The sequence below is a fragment of the Pseudomonas sp. PDM04 genome, assembly GCF_014851765.1.
Classification (GTDB): Bacteria; Pseudomonadota; Gammaproteobacteria; order Pseudomonadales; family Pseudomonadaceae; genus Aquipseudomonas.
Window position 1 is genome coordinate 286,180 of the sequence record NZ_JACVAI010000003.1, and the last position, 15,071, is coordinate 301,250.

At 61.3% G+C, this 15,071-nt stretch carries 15 protein-coding genes; 7 read left to right on the forward strand and 8 right to left on the reverse strand.

From position 1 onward, the window contains the following. Positions 1-13 precede the first annotated feature (13 nt). The 6 genes from IB249_RS13345 to metG form a co-directional block, all read right to left on the reverse strand. Positions 14-523: an Rnf-Nqr domain containing protein gene (locus tag IB249_RS13345; protein ID WP_192305359.1), complete on the reverse strand. Its 510-nt coding sequence runs from the start codon at positions 521-523 to the stop codon at positions 14-16. After that, on the reverse strand, positions 516-1,127 hold the full coding sequence (locus IB249_RS13350) for an RnfABCDGE type electron transport complex subunit G (RefSeq protein WP_192305361.1): 612 nt from the start codon (positions 1,125-1,127) through the stop codon (positions 516-518). Before IB249_RS13350 ends, IB249_RS13345 begins: the two co-directional genes overlap by 8 nt. Further along, on the reverse strand, positions 1,124-2,113 hold the full coding sequence (locus tag IB249_RS13355) for an RnfABCDGE type electron transport complex subunit D (protein WP_192305363.1): 990 nt from the start codon (positions 2,111-2,113) through the stop codon (positions 1,124-1,126). The genes IB249_RS13350 and IB249_RS13355 overlap by 4 nt, the downstream gene beginning before the upstream one ends. Further along, positions 2,100-3,332 carry an electron transport complex subunit RsxB gene (gene rsxB, locus IB249_RS13360; protein ID WP_192305365.1) on the reverse strand — a complete coding sequence of 411 codons (1,233 nt, stop codon included), beginning with the start codon at positions 3,330-3,332 and terminating at the stop codon, positions 2,100-2,102. Before rsxB ends, IB249_RS13355 begins: the two co-directional genes overlap by 14 nt. After that, positions 3,329-3,898, reverse strand: a complete 570-nt coding sequence (locus tag IB249_RS13365) for an Rnf-Nqr domain containing protein (RefSeq protein ID WP_192305367.1) — start codon at positions 3,896-3,898, stop codon at positions 3,329-3,331. Before IB249_RS13365 ends, rsxB begins: the two co-directional genes overlap by 4 nt. Before the next feature lie 141 nt (positions 3,899-4,039). Next, on the reverse strand, positions 4,040-6,091 hold the full coding sequence (gene metG / locus IB249_RS13370) for a methionine--tRNA ligase (RefSeq protein ID WP_192305369.1): 2,052 nt from the start codon (positions 6,089-6,091) through the stop codon (positions 4,040-4,042). A gap of 185 nt (positions 6,092-6,276) precedes the next feature. On the opposite strand from metG, the gene apbC reads away from it, so the two are divergent. Continuing rightward, complete coding sequence (apbC, locus tag IB249_RS13375; RefSeq protein WP_192305371.1) at positions 6,277-7,371, forward strand: iron-sulfur cluster carrier protein ApbC; 1,095 nt, start codon at positions 6,277-6,279, stop codon at positions 7,369-7,371. Positions 7,372-7,502: 131 nt separating this feature from the next. On the opposite strand, the gene IB249_RS13380 is transcribed toward apbC, so the two are convergent. Continuing rightward, positions 7,503-8,261 (reverse strand): SDR family oxidoreductase, encoded by a 759-nt coding sequence (locus tag IB249_RS13380; RefSeq protein ID WP_192305373.1) that lies wholly within the window; start codon positions 8,259-8,261, stop codon positions 7,503-7,505. A gap of 164 nt (positions 8,262-8,425) precedes the next feature. Between IB249_RS13380 and IB249_RS13385 the strand changes: the two genes are divergently transcribed. The 4 genes from IB249_RS13385 to groL all read left to right on the forward strand — a co-directional run bounded on the left by IB249_RS13385 (position 8,426) and on the right by groL (position 11,937). Then, positions 8,426-9,157, forward strand: coding sequence for a HugZ family protein (locus IB249_RS13385; RefSeq protein ID WP_192305375.1), 732 nt, complete (start codon positions 8,426-8,428; stop codon positions 9,155-9,157). 66 nt (positions 9,158-9,223) lie between these two features. Next, the gene (locus IB249_RS13390) at positions 9,224-9,700 is read left to right on the forward strand and encodes an FxsA family protein (protein WP_192305377.1); all 477 of its coding nucleotides are present in this window, start codon (positions 9,224-9,226) and stop codon (positions 9,698-9,700) included. A gap of 247 nt (positions 9,701-9,947) precedes the next feature. Beyond that, positions 9,948-10,241: a co-chaperone GroES gene (locus tag IB249_RS13395; RefSeq protein ID WP_192305379.1), complete on the forward strand. Its 294-nt coding sequence runs from the start codon at positions 9,948-9,950 to the stop codon at positions 10,239-10,241. Between the two features lie 49 nt (positions 10,242-10,290). After that, positions 10,291-11,937: a chaperonin GroEL gene (groL, locus tag IB249_RS13400; protein ID WP_192305381.1), complete on the forward strand. Its 1,647-nt coding sequence runs from the start codon at positions 10,291-10,293 to the stop codon at positions 11,935-11,937. A 79-nt stretch (positions 11,938-12,016) separates the two neighbouring features. Here the strand turns inward: groL and IB249_RS13405 are convergent, their stop codons facing one another. Further along, positions 12,017-12,760, reverse strand: a complete 744-nt coding sequence (locus IB249_RS13405) for a phosphatase PAP2 family protein (RefSeq protein WP_192305383.1) — start codon at positions 12,758-12,760, stop codon at positions 12,017-12,019. Positions 12,761-12,978: 218 nt separating this feature from the next. On the opposite strand from IB249_RS13405, the gene colR reads away from it, so the two are divergent. Together colR and IB249_RS13415 are read left to right on the forward strand one after the other, a co-directional pair. Next, a complete protein-coding gene (gene colR / locus IB249_RS13410) occupies positions 12,979-13,662 on the forward strand; it encodes a two-component system response regulator ColR (RefSeq protein WP_192305385.1) in 684 nt (227 codons plus the stop codon). Further along, positions 13,652-14,929, forward strand: coding sequence for a sensor histidine kinase (locus tag IB249_RS13415; RefSeq protein WP_192305387.1), 1,278 nt, complete (start codon positions 13,652-13,654; stop codon positions 14,927-14,929). Before colR ends, IB249_RS13415 begins: the two co-directional genes overlap by 11 nt. Positions 14,930-15,071 lie beyond the last annotated feature (142 nt).

The window sequence follows — 15,071 nt, forward strand, 5'->3', positions numbered from 1 at the left end:
TCCTCGAAAGCGATCAGTGTGAGGGGTTCGGGCGAGACCAGGCCTGCCAGGCGGCGATCAGCAGTCCCAACAAAATGAATCCACCGGGTACCAGGGCGGCCAGGTGCAGGCCGCTGTTGTCGAGCAGCTCGCGCAATACGCCCAACCCCAGCATCAAGACACCGAACAGGCCGCACAGGCGCAGGCGATCGCGCCATGGGGACTGGAAAAATCCCGTGTGGTCCAGAACGACGCATTGCAGGGCGATCAACCCGGCATAGATTCCCGCGTGCCGATGCCACTGCAATGACCAGGCCTGTGCAGCAATTTCTGCGCAGCCGGTCAATGTGGCTGCGAGCAGGACGCTGGCGATCAGGCGTGCAGGCGGGAGCAGCCTGTTGCGCAGGAGCTGCATGCCCAGGCCGAAGGCGCTGATGACCACGACGAACATCAAGCAGAGACCCAGCGCGGTCATCCAGGCGTCGGTAGTCCCTATGAGTGGGGCGAGCATCAGCGAATTCTGCAATGTCGATGATTTATTCATGGAGGGGATCCCCGATCCACTGTTGCCGATGTTCGTCGAAATAGCGCAAGGCGTCGTGGATGGCGTTGATCACGGCGCGTGAAGTGATGGTCGCTCCGGCGATCTGGTCGAACTGGCCCTGATCCTTTTTCAGTGCCCAGCCACTGTCGGCCGGCTCGCTTCGTGATTTGCCAGTAAATGCCCCGAGCCATGCATTGGGCCACTCGGCGATCCGCGCTCCCAGCCCCGGGGTTTCTGTTTGGCTGAGGGTTTTGACCCCGAGCAACCTGCCGTTTGCATCGATGGCGATCAGCAGGTCGATACTGCCCACATAGCCGGTTGCCTGGCTGCGCAGCAAAACGCTTTTCGGCTGGCCAGCCCGGGTCGCCAGGTAGCCGCCCAGCAGTCGGCTGTTGGTCAACGCGGTATTGCCCAGTGGCAATGGCTGTTGAAGCGGTTGATTGTCGTAACTGTCGACCGGCAGCAGGTCCAGCAGGTTTCGGCTGTCGATCTCGCGTTGTTCAGCGGCGATGCGTGATGCGCTGACCTGTTGTGCAAGATAGGTCGCGCCCATTCCCAGGCTTGCCAGCAGCCCGACGATCACCACGCTCGACACTCGGTTCATGGCGCCACACGCTCCTGTCTCGAGGCGACAAAGCGCTCCAGCGCCGGTACGCAGAGGTTCATCAGCAGCACCGCAAATGCCACGCCGTCCGGGTAACCACCCCATGTACGGATCAGGTAGGTGAGCAATCCGACCCCGGCACCGAACAGCAGGCGGGCGCCGGGGCTTTTGGCGCCGGACACCGGCTCGGTGACGATGAAGAAGGCGCCGAGCAGGCTGGCGCCGCTGAGCAAGTGAAACAGCGGTGAACCGTGGGAGTCGGAACCGGAGCCGTTCCAGCACACCAGGCTGATGATGAACAGGCTGGCGAGCATGCCGACCGGTGCATGCCAGCTGAACACCCGCCGTTGCAGAAGAAACAGACCGCCGGCGAGAAACGCCAGGTTGACCCACTCCACACCGCGCGCCCCCAAATGGCCGAACGCCGGGCTGCTGGCGAAGAGTTCGTCGATGGTCAGGCTTTTGTTGATGCGCAGGCTGTCCAGGGCCGTGGCCTGCGCCCACGCATCCGGCGTCGGGCCGGGGATCAGACCGAACACCCGCTGCACGCTGCCGAACAGGTCCATGACGTGGGGCGACGGCCAGTGGCTCATCGGCTGGGGGAATGTCACCAGCACCAGGGCCAGGCCGAGCATGGCCGGGTTGAACGGGTTTTTTCCGACGCCGCCATACAATTGCTTGCCGAACAGACCGAATGCCGCAGCGCAGACGGTCAGCCACCAGGGGCAGTAAGGCGGCAAGGCCAGGGCCAGCAGCGTTGCAGTGACCAGCGCACTGCCGTCGCTCAACACAGGAAGCAGTTCGCGTCCGCGCAGCTTCAGCACTGCCGCTTCAACGGCCAGTGCGGCCGTGCCTGCCAGTACCAGGTTGATCAGCACGCCCCAGCCGAACCACCAGAACGACACCAGAATGCCTGGCACAGTCGCCAGCAATACCAGTCTCATGGCCTGCTGGAGGCGTTCGTCGACCGGCTCAAGGGGCAACATAGCTATCCACCTGGCGCTCGGCTTCCTTCAGGCGAGCAAGGGCCTTGTCCAGCAATTCGGCGGGGGTGTCGGTGCGTCGCTGCAGTTTGCTGACATCGGCGCGCGCGTAGGCCAATTCGGTTTTCAATTGTCGAAGCCGGTTGTCGATGGGGCGCTTTTCGATGCGCACCAGATCCGGTATCGGCTGGTCGCTGGCGTCTTCCGTCGCATGCAGGGCTTTTTCGGCCTCGGCGAGGGCGCGTTCCAGGACTTCGATCTGTTCGGCGGGCGCATCGCTGGCTTGCGCTTTCTTGAGTTCGGCGCGGCGGGTGGCCAGCTGGATTTTTGCCCGCTTCAATTCGGCATCCTTGGCTGGCGCTGGCGCTGGCGCTGGCGCTTCGATTTTCGGCGTTGACGGCAGGCTGGTCTCCAATTGCAACAGGGTGTGCTCTGCGGCCTCGAACTGCTGTTGCAGAATGATCAGTTGCGACTGTTGTTCGAACGTCGGCGGATGCCCGAACGCCTTGAGCGATTTGTTCAGTTGCGTGCGGCTCATCGCCAGATCGATCCTGGCTTTTTTCAAGGCCGCGTCGGCATTCGCCGCTTTTTGTGCGCGGACCCTTTCCAGCGCCGCCTGAACCGGATTGAGTGCCGGTACATCGACCGGCTGAGTCACACGATTTGCCCGGGCCTGACGCTCGGCGAGTTTTTGCTCTTCCTCGCGCTGCAGGCGGGCGTTGCGCCGTTCGAAGCGCTGGCGAGCGTGGTCGCGTTTGGCGGCCCGCGCCTGTTGCGCTTCAGGGCTGAAGGCCAGGCCTCCCACGATCGGTATCACGGTGGTCGCCGGCAACGGACGCATTTCGATGCAGTCCACAGGGCAGGGGGCCACGCACAGGTCGCAGCCGGTGCATTCGTCGACGATCACCGTGTGCATCCATTTGGCCGCGCCGACGATGGCGTCGACCGGGCAGGCCTGGATGCACTTGGTGCAGCCAATGCACTCGGCCTCGCGGATATAGGCTATTTGCGCCGGGGCCGGGCCGCGACTGACGTCCAGTTCCAGCACAGGGACTTTCAGCAGTTCAGCCAGGGCCGAAATGGTTTCGCTGCCGCCGGGCGGGCACTTGTTGATCGGCTCGCCCGAGGCAATACCCTCGGCGTAGGGCTTGCATCCGGCGTGCCCACATTTGCCGCACTGGGTCTGCGGCAGCAGGGCGTCGATGCGTTGAATCAGACTCATGTTTTGATCAGTCCGTTGAATCCGAGAAAAGCCACCGCGATCAATCCGGCGCCGATCAGGTCGATTGGCAAGCCGCGAAAAGGCAGCGGAACATCGTTATCGAGGGTGCGCTGGCGCAAGTCGCAGAACAGACTCAGCACCAGCCAGAAACCCAGCCCGGCGCCAATACTCAGGGCCGTGGCGTAAATAATGCCGTGGTTGTCACGGCTGCCGATCAGTGCCAGCCCCAACACGCCGGCATTACCGAGCAGCAGCGGCCAGAGACCGTCGAACGGCAACGTCGAAAACACTTTCGCCAATACCTTCAGCAGCGGCGCGATCAGCAGCACGCTCAGGGGCAAAAACACGAACAACCGCAGCGAGTTCAGCCCTAGCGGCACCAACAGGCCAAAGTAGAGCGCATGGCCAAGCCCACCGACGATCAACATCAGGCAGGTCGTGGCAATCCCCAATGCATGGACCCGGCGTCGTTCGCTCGCCAGCAGCGAATCGACGCCCAACGACCAGTGCAACACGAAGTTGTTGATCAGGGCGGTGCTGATGAGTGTCAGAACAATCTCGGTCATGGTCGTGCCGGAAAAAGGAGGGCTTTTTAACGGGCTGGTCTAAAAAGCTTAGGCATTATCCGGCAAGGACGGAGGGTGGGCCAGATATGAAAATCCCACAGGCGCGCCAGGCACGACTGTGGGATCGGTCAGCACAAGAACTTACTTGATGCGCTGGCCCGGCTTGGCGCCGCTGTCGGGGCTGAGCAGGTAGATTTCTTCACCGCCGGGGCCGGCTGCCATCACCATGCCTTCGGAGATGCCGAACTTCATTTTCCGCGGCTTCAGGTTGGCGATCATCATGGTCAGGCGACCGTCAAGCTTGGACGGGTCCGGGTAGGCGCTCTTGATGCCGGAGAACACGTTGCGTTGTTCGTCGCCGATGTCGAGGGTCAGGCGCAGCAGCTTGTCGGCGCCTTCCACGGCTTCGGCCTTGACGATCAGCGCCACGCGCAGGTCAACCGCGGCAAAGGTGTCGAAGTCGATTTCCGGCGACAACGGGTCCTTGGCCAGCTCGCCATTGCCGGCCGGTGCGGCTTCGCCGGTGTCGGTCTGGCTGGCGGTCAGGTCTTCTTTCGAGGCGTCGGTCATGGCTTGTACTTTCACCGGATCGATTCGAGTCATCAGTGGCTTGAACTCGTTCAACTGATGGTTGCCGAGCAGGGTCGCGTGATCATTCCAGGTCAGCGGCGCAACGTTGAGGAAAGCTTCGGCATCGGCGGCCAGCAGTGGCAGTACCGGCTTGAGGAAGATCACCAGCTGGCGGAACAGGTTGACGCCGGTGGCGCAGATGGCCTGGACTTCATCCTGCTTGCCTTCCTGTTTGTTCAGCGACCACGGGGCCTTGTCGGCGATCCAGGCGTTGGCGCGGTCGGCCAGGGCCATGATCTCGCGCATGGCGCGGGCGAAGTCACGGGCCTCATAGGCGTCGGCGATACCGGGTGCAGCAGCCAGGAAGGCTTCGGTCAGTTCCGGGGCCGCATTGCGGTCGACCATCAGGCCGGCATTGCCCTTGTGGATGAAACCGGCGCAACGGCTGGCGATGTTGACGACTTTGCCGACCAGGTCGGAGTTGACCTTTTGCACGAAGTCATCGAGGTTCAGGTCCAGGTCGTCGACGCCGCGGCTCAGCTTGGCGGCGTAGTAGTAGCGCAGGTATTCCGGCGACAGGTGCTCCAGGTAAGTCCGGGCCTTGATGAAGGTGCCGCGGGACTTGGACATTTTCTGGCCGTTGACGGTCAGGTAACCGTGCACGTTGATCCCGGTCGGCTTGCGGTAACCCGCGCCTTCGAGCATCGCTGGCCAGAACAGGGCGTGGAAGTTGACGATGTCCTTGCCGATGAAATGGTACAGCTCGGCGGTGGAGTCCTTGCCCCAGAACGCATCGAAGTCCAGCTCCGGCGTACGGTTGCAGAGGTTCTTGAAACTGGCCATGTAGCCGATCGGTGCATCCAGCCAGACGTAGAAATACTTGCCGGGTTCGTCCGGGATCTCGAAGCCGAAGTACGGCGCATCGCGGGAAATGTCCCACTGCTGCAGGCCGGCGTCCAGCCACTCGGCGATCTTGTTGGCCACGGCGTCCTGCAGGGTGCCGCTGCGGGTCCAGGTTTGCAGCATGTCCTGGAAGTCCGGCAACTTGAAGAAGAAGTGCTGGGAGTCCTTGAGCACCGGAGTGGCGCCGGAGATCGCCGACTTCGGGTCCTTCAGATCGGTGGGTGCATAGGTCGCGCCGCACTTTTCGCAGTTGTCGCCGTACTGGTCCTCGGTGCCGCATTTCGGGCAGGTGCCCTTGATGAAGCGGTCGGCCAGGAACATTTTCTTTTCCGGGTCGAAATACTGCGTGATCGAGCGCGTGGCAATGTGCCCGGCGTCGCGCAGTTTCAGGTAGATCTGGCTCGACAGCTCACGGTTTTCTTCGGCGTGAGTGGAGTGGAAGTTGTCGAAGTCGACCAGGAAGTCGGCAAAGTCGGCGCTGTGTTCGGCCTGGACATTGGCGATCAGCTGTTCCGGGGTGATGCCTTCCTTTTCCGCGCGCAACATGATCGCCGAACCGTGGGCGTCGTCGGCGCAGACATAAATGCATTGGTTGCCGCGGTGCTTCTGGAAGCGCACCCACATATCGGTCTGGATGTATTCCAGCATGTGGCCAAGATGGATCGAACCATTGGCATAGGGCAGGGCGCTGGTGACGAGGATCTGGCGTGGCTCGGACATGGGGCTCGGCTACTTGATGAAACGGAGGTCGGCCACTATAAAGCGCCGGCGACTATTTTTCACCCCCGGAACCGGACTCCGGGGACGGACAGCGCGCGTTCGTCACTTCCTGAAAGCATGCCGCGCGGACGCCAGAACAGGTACGATACCCGCCTGATTTTCCAGTCTTGCTATTGGAGTTGCCCATGAGCGCCGTCAATCGCGCAGCGGTGGAAGCCGTCCTTCGTCAATACACCGACCCTTATTTGAACCAGGACCCGGTCAGCGCCGGGTGTGTGCGCAGCATCGACATCCAGGGTGACCGCGTCAGCGTCCAGCTGGCGTTGGGCTACGCCGCCGGCCTGTTCAAGAGCGGCTGGTCGCAGATGCTGCAAATGGCCATCGAAGGCCTCGACGGCGTGGCCAGTGCCCGTGTCGAGATCACCAGCGTGATCGCCGCCCACAAGGCTCAGGCACAGATTCCGGGCCTGGCCAACGTCAAGAACGTGGTCGCCGTGGCCTCCGGCAAGGGCGGCGTGGGCAAGTCCACCACCGCGGCCAACCTCGCGCTGGCCCTGGCTCGCGAAGGCGCCAGGGTGGGGATTCTGGATGCGGACATCTATGGTCCGAGCCAGGGCATCATGTTCGGCATTGCCGAAGGCACCCGGCCGAAGATCAAGGATCAGAAATGGTTCGTGCCCATCGAGTCCCATGGTGTCGAAGTGATGTCGATGGCCTTCCTGACCGACGACAACACGCCGATGGTCTGGCGCGGCCCGATGGTCTCCGGTGCACTGTTGCAACTGGTGACACAAACTGCCTGGGGCGATCTGGATTACCTGGTCATCGACATGCCGCCAGGCACCGGCGACATCCAGTTGACCCTGGCACAGAAAGTCCCGGTGGCCGGCGCGGTGATCGTTACCACCCCGCAGGACCTGGCGTTGCTGGACGCGCGCAAAGGCGTGGAGATGTTCCGCAAGGTCAATATCCCGGTGCTGGGCGTGGTCGAGAACATGGCCGTGCACATCTGCTCCAACTGCGGGCATGCCGAGCACTTGTTCGGCGAGGGCGGCGGAGTGAAGCTGGCCGAGCAGTACGGCGTCGAGCTGTTGGCGTCGTTGCCGCTGTCGATGGTGATTCGCGAGCAGGCCGATGGCGGCAAGCCGACGGTGATCGCCGAGCCGGATAGCCAGATTGCCATGGTCTATCAGGAATTGGCCCGCCATGTCGGTGCGCGGATCGTGTTGCAGGAAGCCCTGTCGCCAGCCATGCCGAACATCAGCGTCAGCGACGATTGATCTTGACCGGTAAATGTTGAAAAACGCTGGGAACGAGCCTGCTCGCGATGCGAATCAACATTCAACAACCGTGTTGAATGGACAATAGCCATCGCGAGCAGGCTCGCTCCCACAGGAAGCTGATGCAGGATTCAGATGCGCAACCCGCCATCCATCTCCAGGATCCGTCCGGTGTAGTAGTCGTTTTCGAAGATGTACGCCGCCGAATGGGCGATCTCCTGCGGTTTGCCCATGCGTTTGAGCGGAATCCCGGCGGTCATTTTCTCCAGCGCTTCGGGCTTCATCCCCAGGGTCATTTCGGTTTCGATGAACCCCGGCGCAATCCCCGCGACACGAATGCCGTAACGCGCCAGTTCCTTGGCCCAGGTCACGGTCGCCGCGGCGACACCGGCCTTGGCAGCGGAGTAGTTGGTCTGGCCGATGTTGCCGGCGCGGGAAATCGACGAGATGTTGATGATGGCGCCGCCGTTCTTCAGCTCGACCATTTTCGCAGCGACTTCACGGGTGCACAGGAACACGCCAGTGAGGTTGACGTCGATCACCGCCTGCCATTGCGCCAGGCTCATTTTGCTCATCTCGCCGTCCTTGACCTTGAGCAGCAGGCCGTCACGCAGGATGCCGGCGTTGTTGATCAAGCCGTGGATCGCGCCGAAGTCTTCGGCCACCTGGGCAACCATGTGGGTCACCTGCTCTTCATTGGCGACGTTGCACAGGTAGGCGCGGGCTTCGACGCCCTTGGCCTTGCACGCGACAACCGCCTCGTCGAGCTTTTCCTGGTTCAGGTCGACCAGGGCCAGCCGGGCGCCCTTGTCGGCGAAATACTCGGCCATGGAGCGGCCCAGACCCTGGCAACCGCCGGTGATAATGATTACTTTGTCAGTGAGTTGCATTGGCATGCCCCGGTAGCAGATGGAGTTGTTTTCCTTTCGAGCCTCTCTCGATCTGCACCCTGCCGTGGCCTGGCTGCACATGAGAATTTGCCTCGATGGCGCCCTGGAACTTTCACCCGGCGCCTGTCCGTTTTGTCGACGGATTCTTTATAAGGAGTCATAAATTGAGCGTTGAAGCGGCCAAGAATGCCCGAGAATTACTTCTCAAGGAATACCGCGGGGTGCTCTCAACGCACTCCAAAGCCATGCCTGGCTTCCCGTTCGGCTCCGTGGTGCCCTACTGCCTGGACGAGCAGGGCCGCCCGCTGATCCTGATCAGCCGCATCGCCCAGCACACGCACAATCTGCAGAAAGATCCGAAATGTTCGTTGTTCGTCGGCGAACGCGGTGCCGAGGATGTGCAGGCCGTCGGTCGCCTGACTTACCTTGCCGAGGCGCAGCAACTGCAGGATGCCGCCCAGATCGACAGCGCGGCCGAGCGCTACTATCGCTACTTCCCGGACTCGCAGAACTACCACAAGGCCCACGATTTCGACTTCTGGGTGCTCAACCCGGTGCGCCACCGTTACATCGGCGGTTTCGGCGCGATTCACTGGATCGATCAACTGACCCTGGCCAATCCGTTCGCGGGCAAGGCAGAAGTCAGCATGGTCGAGCACATGAACGCCGATCACGCCAAGGCCATTGCCCACTATGTCGATCTGGCCGGCCTGCCGAAAAGCGAGCCGGCGCAACTGGCCGGCATCGACACCGAAGGCATGCACCTGCGCATCGGGCAAGGGCTCTACTGGCTACCGTTCCAAGCACCATGTAATACGCCGACACAAGTGCGCGAAGCCTTGGTTTTCCTGGCTCACGCCGAGCAGTGGCCGAAAAATGCAGCGGTCGGCGCTTGAATTCACGAATCGGTGACGTCATCTAGGGAAGACTGGCAAGGCATTCTTGCGTTGAGGAACCATTTGATGCGCCCTTTTTTATTGCTCTTTGTACTGTTTCCGGTGTTGGAGCTGTTCGTATTCGTCAAGGTGAGCGGAGCGATCGGTTTTTTTCCGGCGCTGCTGCTGGTCATTCTCGGCTCGATGCTCGGCGTGTTCGTGCTGCGTATCGCCGGCCTGGCCACGGCGCTGCGTGCACGTGAAAGCCTGAACCGTGGCGAACTGCCGGCCCAGACCATGCTCGAGGGCCTGATGCTGGCGCTGGCAGGCGGCCTGCTGATCCTGCCGGGCTTCGTCACTGACGTGCTGGGCTTGATCCTGCTGCTGCCGTTCTCTCGCCGGTTGCTGGCCAACAAGATGCGTCAGCGCGCCGAAGAAGCGGCGGTCCGTCAGCGGGCCTTCGCCGATGACCTCCAGCCACGGGGCGGTCCTGCTCCGCGCGAGCCTCTGGGGCGTGAGCCGGAAGTGATCGAAGGCGAATTCGAACACCGTGACTCCAAGTAAATCGTTTCATCGGCACGGCACCTTCGGGTGCCGTGTTCGTTTTCGGGCCATCGATTAAAAAATTTCGTGTCCCGCCCTTGTAATAACCTTATGCGCCCTTATGTAACGGTCACCGCAAGGTTTCTGGCAATTGCGCCAGACAGACTTCAGCGGTTCGCTTGTCGAACCGCACCCGGCACCGCCGGACTTTGTTAAACCCGCCGGGACTACACCGGCCGATGAAAACCACAATTAGGAGAGATCGACAATGAAGCTTCGTCCTCTGCATGACCGCGTCGTCATCCGTCGCAGCGAAGAAGAAAAGAAAACCGCTGGCGGTATCGTCCTGCCAGGTTCGGCTGCCGAAAAAGCCAACAGCGGCGAAATCCTCGCCGTCGGCAGCGGCCGCGTTCTGGACAACGGTGAAGTGCGTGCACTGTCCGTCAAAGTGGGCGACAAGGTTGTGTTTGGTCCTTACTCCGGCAGCAACACTGTGAAAGTCGACGGCGAAGACCTGCTGGTAATGAGCGAGAACGAAATCCTCGCTGTTATCGAAGGCTGATTCCCCGCTCATTTTCCCGCTACTCCAAAGTATTTAAGGAATATCGATCATGGCTGCTAAAGAAGTTAAATTCGGCGATTCCGCCCGCAAGAAAATGCTCACCGGTGTCAACGTCCTGGCTGACGCAGTAAAAGCGACCCTGGGCCCGAAAGGCCGTAACGTGATCATCGAGAAGAGCTTCGGCGCTCCGACCATCACCAAGGACGGCGTTTCCGTAGCCAAGGAAATCGAGCTGGAAGACCGTTTCGAAAACATGGGCGCGCAGCTGGTCAAAGACGTTGCCTCCCGTGCCAACGATGACGCCGGCGACGGCACCACCACCGCTACCGTTCTGGCTCAAGCGATCGTCAACGAAGGCCTGAAAGCCGTCGCTGCCGGCATGAACCCGATGGACCTCAAGCGCGGTATCGACAAAGCGACCATCGCGATCGTCAAAGAGCTGAAGAACCTGTCCAAGCCATGCGCCGACACCAAGGCCATCGCTCAGGTGGGCACCATCTCCGCCAACTCCGACAACTCCATCGGCGACATCATTGCCGAAGCCATGGAAAAAGTCGGTAAAGAAGGCGTGATCACCGTTGAAGAAGGCTCGGGCCTGGAAAACGAACTGTCGGTTGTAGAAGGCATGCAGTTCGACCGTGGCTACCTGTCCCCATACTTCGTCAACAAGCCGGACACCATGGTGGCCGAGCTCGACGGCCCGCTGATCCTGCTGGTCGACAAGAAGATCTCGAACATCCGCGAAATGCTGCCAGTACTGGAAGCCGTCGCCAAAGCCGGCCGTCCACTGCTGATCGTGGCCGAAGACGTTGAAGGCGAAGCCCTGGCAACGCTGGTTGTGAACAACATGCGTGGCATCGTCAAAGTCGCAGCCGTCAAGGCGCCAGGCTTCGGCGACCGTCGCAAGGCCATGCTGCAGGACATCGCCGTTCTGACCGGCGGTACCGTGATCTCCGAAGAGATCGGCCTGAGCCTGGAAAGCACCACCCTGGAGCACCTGGGTAACGCCAAGCGCGTCACCCTGTCCAAGGAAAACACCATCATCGTTGACGGTGCTGGCGTACAGGGCGACATCGAAGCGCGTATCGCCCAGATCCGTGCCCAGGTGGCCGAGACTTCCTCGGACTACGACCGTGAAAAACTGCAAGAGCGTCTGGCCAAGCTGTCCGGCGGCGTTGCAGTGATCAAGGTTGGCGCTGGTTCCGAAGTCGAAATGAAAGAGAAGAAAGCCCGCGTTGAAGACGCCCTGCACGCTACCCGTGCAGCCGTTGAAGAAGGCGTGGTGCCTGGCGGTGGCGTAGCGCTGATCCGTGCCCTGCAGACCCTGGCCGACCTGAAAGGCGACAACGCTGACCAGGACGTGGGTATCGCTGTGCTGCGTCGCGCTATCGAAGCGCCGCTGCGTCAGATCGTTGCCAACTCCGGCGACGAGCCAAGCGTCGTGGTCGACAAGGTCAAGAACGGTCAGGGCAGCTTCGGCTACAACGCTGCAACCGGCGAGTACGGCGACATGATCGAAATGGGTATCCTGGACCCAACCAAGGTCACCCGTTCCGCACTGCAAGCTGCAAGCTCGATCGGCGGTCTGATTCTGACCACCGAAGCAGCGGTCGCTGATGCACCGCGTAAAGACGCTCCAGCTGGCGGCGGCATGCCAGACATGGGCGGTATGGGCGGCATGGGCGGCATGATGTAAGCCAGCCTTACCCCGCACAGAAAAACCCCGCCTGCGAAAGCAGGCGGGGTTTTTTATTGCCGCCGTTCCGATCAGCGTTTCAGGCGTTGGCGGGTGCGGCCTTGGTCACGGTTTCAACACGGGACGCCGGTCGGTACAAAATCCAGTAATACGACCCCAGGCAGATCAACCAGCAGAAAATCGCCGTCCACACGTTGTGCGAGAAAAAGTGCGCGCCTTGCATCATCCGGCTCACCGAAAACACCGTACCCAGTGCAAAGGCAAAGACGAAGGCCTGGCGGGCCAGGCGAGGACGACGGTCGCGCAGCACGAAGAACAATGCAAACAGGGTGAAGCCAGTGGCGGCGTGGCCACCGGGCCAGCAACGGCCGGGTTTGTCGGTAGGAGGGCGAGGGCTGAGCAATTCGCTGTATTTTTCGTGACCACCGAATTGCTCCAGGCTCCACGGACATTGCACTGCCGTCACCGCCTTGACCGGTGTGACGAACGAAGTCGCCAGGCCCAGGGACAACACCAGGCAGCCCAGTTCGCGTTTGAACGGTTTCAGCCGGGCGATGAAAAAGGCGCCGACGAAGCCGAGAATGGCGAACACCGAAAAGGCAATGACCAGTTGCTTGGCGCGGTCATGCAGGATGTCTTCGAGGAAATAACTGTGGCGCCCGATAAAGTCGCCGACGGTCGGGTCGTAGAACAGCGTGGCCAGGTCCATGTCCAGGGACGTCAGTTCGAGCAGCAGCAGAATGATCGCCGCAATGAGGGGAACGCCCAGGCACACCCGGAAATCGAGCGGGCGAGAGGCGGGGCGGGCGGAGGTCGAAACCATGGCAGTTCCTTGGTCGGTCAATGTTCTGGAAAGCGCAGCCGCGCGGAGTGTGAGCTGACGGGTGTCGCCTGTTTGTGAACCGATGGTGAAAAAGTCGTTAAGCGTCAAAAGGCTTGAAAAGGGGGCTTTTGCACTGCACGTGGTCCTAGCCCTGAGCCACACTTGGCCTTAAGCTGCGCGGGCCAAGACGGCCGTTACTGTGTACGGAGAAGGTGCCCATGCGAATTCTATTGGTTGAAGACAACCGCGATATCCTGGCCAATCTGGCTGATTACCTGGGGCTCAAAGGCTATACCGTGGATTGCGCGCAGGACGGTTTGTCGGGCCTTCACCTGGCGGCGACCGAGCATTACGACTTGATCGTGCTCGACATCATGTTGCCTGGCATTGACGGCTACACCCTGTGCAAACGCCTGCGTGAGGACGCCCGTCGCGACACGCCGGTCATCATGCTGACCGCCCGTGACCAACTGGACGATCGCCTGCAAGGCTTCAAGTCCGGTGCCGATGATTACCTGATCAAGCCGTTTGCCCTGTCGGAACTGGCCGCGCGGATCGAAGCAGTGATGCGTCGGGCCCAGGGCGGCGGTCGGCGCACACTGGAGGTCGGCGGGCTCAGCTATGACCTCGATACCCTGGAGGTCAGCCGCGAAGGTCGCCTGTTGAAGCTCAATCCGGTGGGCCTCAAGTTGCTGGCCGTGCTGATGCAAAAAAGCCCCCACGTCCTGCGTCGGGAGATTCTCGAAGAAGCCTTGTGGGGCGATGATTGCCCGGACAGCGACAGCCTGCGCAGCCATGTCCACCAATTGCGTCAGGTGATCGACAAGCCGTTCGCCAAACCGTTGCTGCACACCGTGCATGGTGTGGGTTATCGCTTGGCCGAGGGCCGTGATGGAGTTTAAGCAAAGCCTTGCTCAACGGATCATCATCGCCTTTGCGCTGATGAGCGCGCTGGTCGCCGGAGCCTTTGCCATGGGCATTGTCGCAACGGTTCACCTGGTGGAAGAAAAACTGATTTCCGCAGGCCTGGGCGGTGATTTGCAACGGTTGTTGCTGATGGACAGCGTCTCGGACTGGAGCCATCGCCCCGAGCCGGACCAACTGTTCTATTTCAGCGGCGGGCCGGGCGACTTCGAGTTGCCCAAGGACCTGCGTCACCTCGATCCGGGTTTTCACGAAGTGTTCCGCGAGCAGCTGTCGTACCACGCGATGGTCGAAGTCGTCGACGGCCGGCGCTATGTGCTGCTGCAAGACCAGAGCGACTTCGAGGAGCGCGAGCGCGTGTTGTTCGCCGTTGTGCTGGTCGGCTTCGTGCTCAGCCTGGCGTTGGCGGTGTTTCTCGGCTGGATACTGGCACGCAAGGTGATGGCACCGGTGGTGCGGCTGGCGCGCCAGGTCCGCCACCGTGACCAGTTGCTGGGCCTGGCGCCACCACTGGCGCCCGATTATGCCGCCGATGAAGTGGGTGAGCTGGCGGTGGCTTTCGACGCGACGCTTGGTCGTTTGCGCCAGGCATTGACCCGGGAACGCCTGTTCACCAGCGACGTCAGCCATGAATTGCGCACCCCCCTGATGGTGCTGGCCAGTTCCTGTGAGCTGTTGCTGGAAAACCCCGGTATTGATCAGCGCGGGCGGGCGCAGGTCGAACGAATCGCCCGTGCCTGTGAGGAAATGCGTGAACTGGTGCAAACGTTTCTGATGCTGGCCCGGGCTCAGCGCGAAGATGCCGGCATCGCGCCACAACAGTCACTGACCCAGGTCGCCGACGGGTTGCTCACTCTCTGGCGTGAGCCGATCGAAGCCAAGGGGTTGTCGCTGATCTTCGAGCCTGGCCATCCGTCCGACACCCGCTACAACGCCACCCTGCTGCAAGCTGTCATGGGCAACCTGCTGCGCAACGCGCTGCACTACACCGAGCGCGGGTTTATCCGCTTGACCCTCACGGCCACGGGGTTTCGGGTCGAGGACAGTGGTGTGGGGATCCCGGAAGAGAAACGTGAAGCGATGTTCGAGCCGTTCGTGCGAGGCAATGAAAAACGCGGAGACGGCCTGGGCCTTGGCCTGTCGCTGGTGCAGCGGATTTGCGAAAACCAGGGGTGGAGCGTCAGCCTGACTCAGATGGAGCCCAATGGCTGTCGCTTTCAGGTCGAGCTGGTCCCGGCGAGCTGAAGGTTATGGCCCCCAGCCATTACGGATACCCTGTAAAACCTTGTAATAGTAAAGGGTTTTACATGACATTTTTTTCACAAAGGCATGACCTGTCGCTGACACGGCGCTCCCTAACGTAGGTGTCATCAGACGTTCAGGAGTG

Coding starts and splice junctions, on each gene's coding strand:
- IB249_RS13345 (WP_192305359.1), bottom strand. CDS start 523: ATGAATAAATCATCGACATTGCAGAATTCGCTGATGCTCGCCCCACTC.
- IB249_RS13350 (WP_192305361.1), bottom strand. CDS start 1,127: ATGAACCGAGTGTCGAGCGTGGTGATCGTCGGGCTGCTGGCAAGCCTG.
- IB249_RS13355 (WP_192305363.1), bottom strand. CDS start 2,113: ATGTTGCCCCTTGAGCCGGTCGACGAACGCCTCCAGCAGGCCATGAGA.
- rsxB (WP_192305365.1), bottom strand. CDS start 3,332: ATGAGTCTGATTCAACGCATCGACGCCCTGCTGCCGCAGACCCAGTGC.
- IB249_RS13365 (WP_192305367.1), bottom strand. CDS start 3,898: ATGACCGAGATTGTTCTGACACTCATCAGCACCGCCCTGATCAACAAC.
- metG (WP_192305369.1), bottom strand. CDS start 6,091: ATGTCCGAGCCACGCCAGATCCTCGTCACCAGCGCCCTGCCCTATGCC.
- apbC (WP_192305371.1), top strand. CDS start 6,277: ATGAGCGCCGTCAATCGCGCAGCGGTGGAAGCCGTCCTTCGTCAATAC.
- IB249_RS13380 (WP_192305373.1), bottom strand. CDS start 8,261: ATGCAACTCACTGACAAAGTAATCATTATCACCGGCGGTTGCCAGGGT.
- IB249_RS13390 (WP_192305377.1), top strand. CDS start 9,224: ATGCGCCCTTTTTTATTGCTCTTTGTACTGTTTCCGGTGTTGGAGCTG.
- IB249_RS13395 (WP_192305379.1), top strand. CDS start 9,948: ATGAAGCTTCGTCCTCTGCATGACCGCGTCGTCATCCGTCGCAGCGAA.
- groL (WP_192305381.1), top strand. CDS start 10,291: ATGGCTGCTAAAGAAGTTAAATTCGGCGATTCCGCCCGCAAGAAAATG.
- IB249_RS13405 (WP_192305383.1), bottom strand. CDS start 12,760: ATGGTTTCGACCTCCGCCCGCCCCGCCTCTCGCCCGCTCGATTTCCGG.
- colR (WP_192305385.1), top strand. CDS start 12,979: ATGCGAATTCTATTGGTTGAAGACAACCGCGATATCCTGGCCAATCTG.
- IB249_RS13415 (WP_192305387.1), top strand. CDS start 13,652: ATGGAGTTTAAGCAAAGCCTTGCTCAACGGATCATCATCGCCTTTGCG.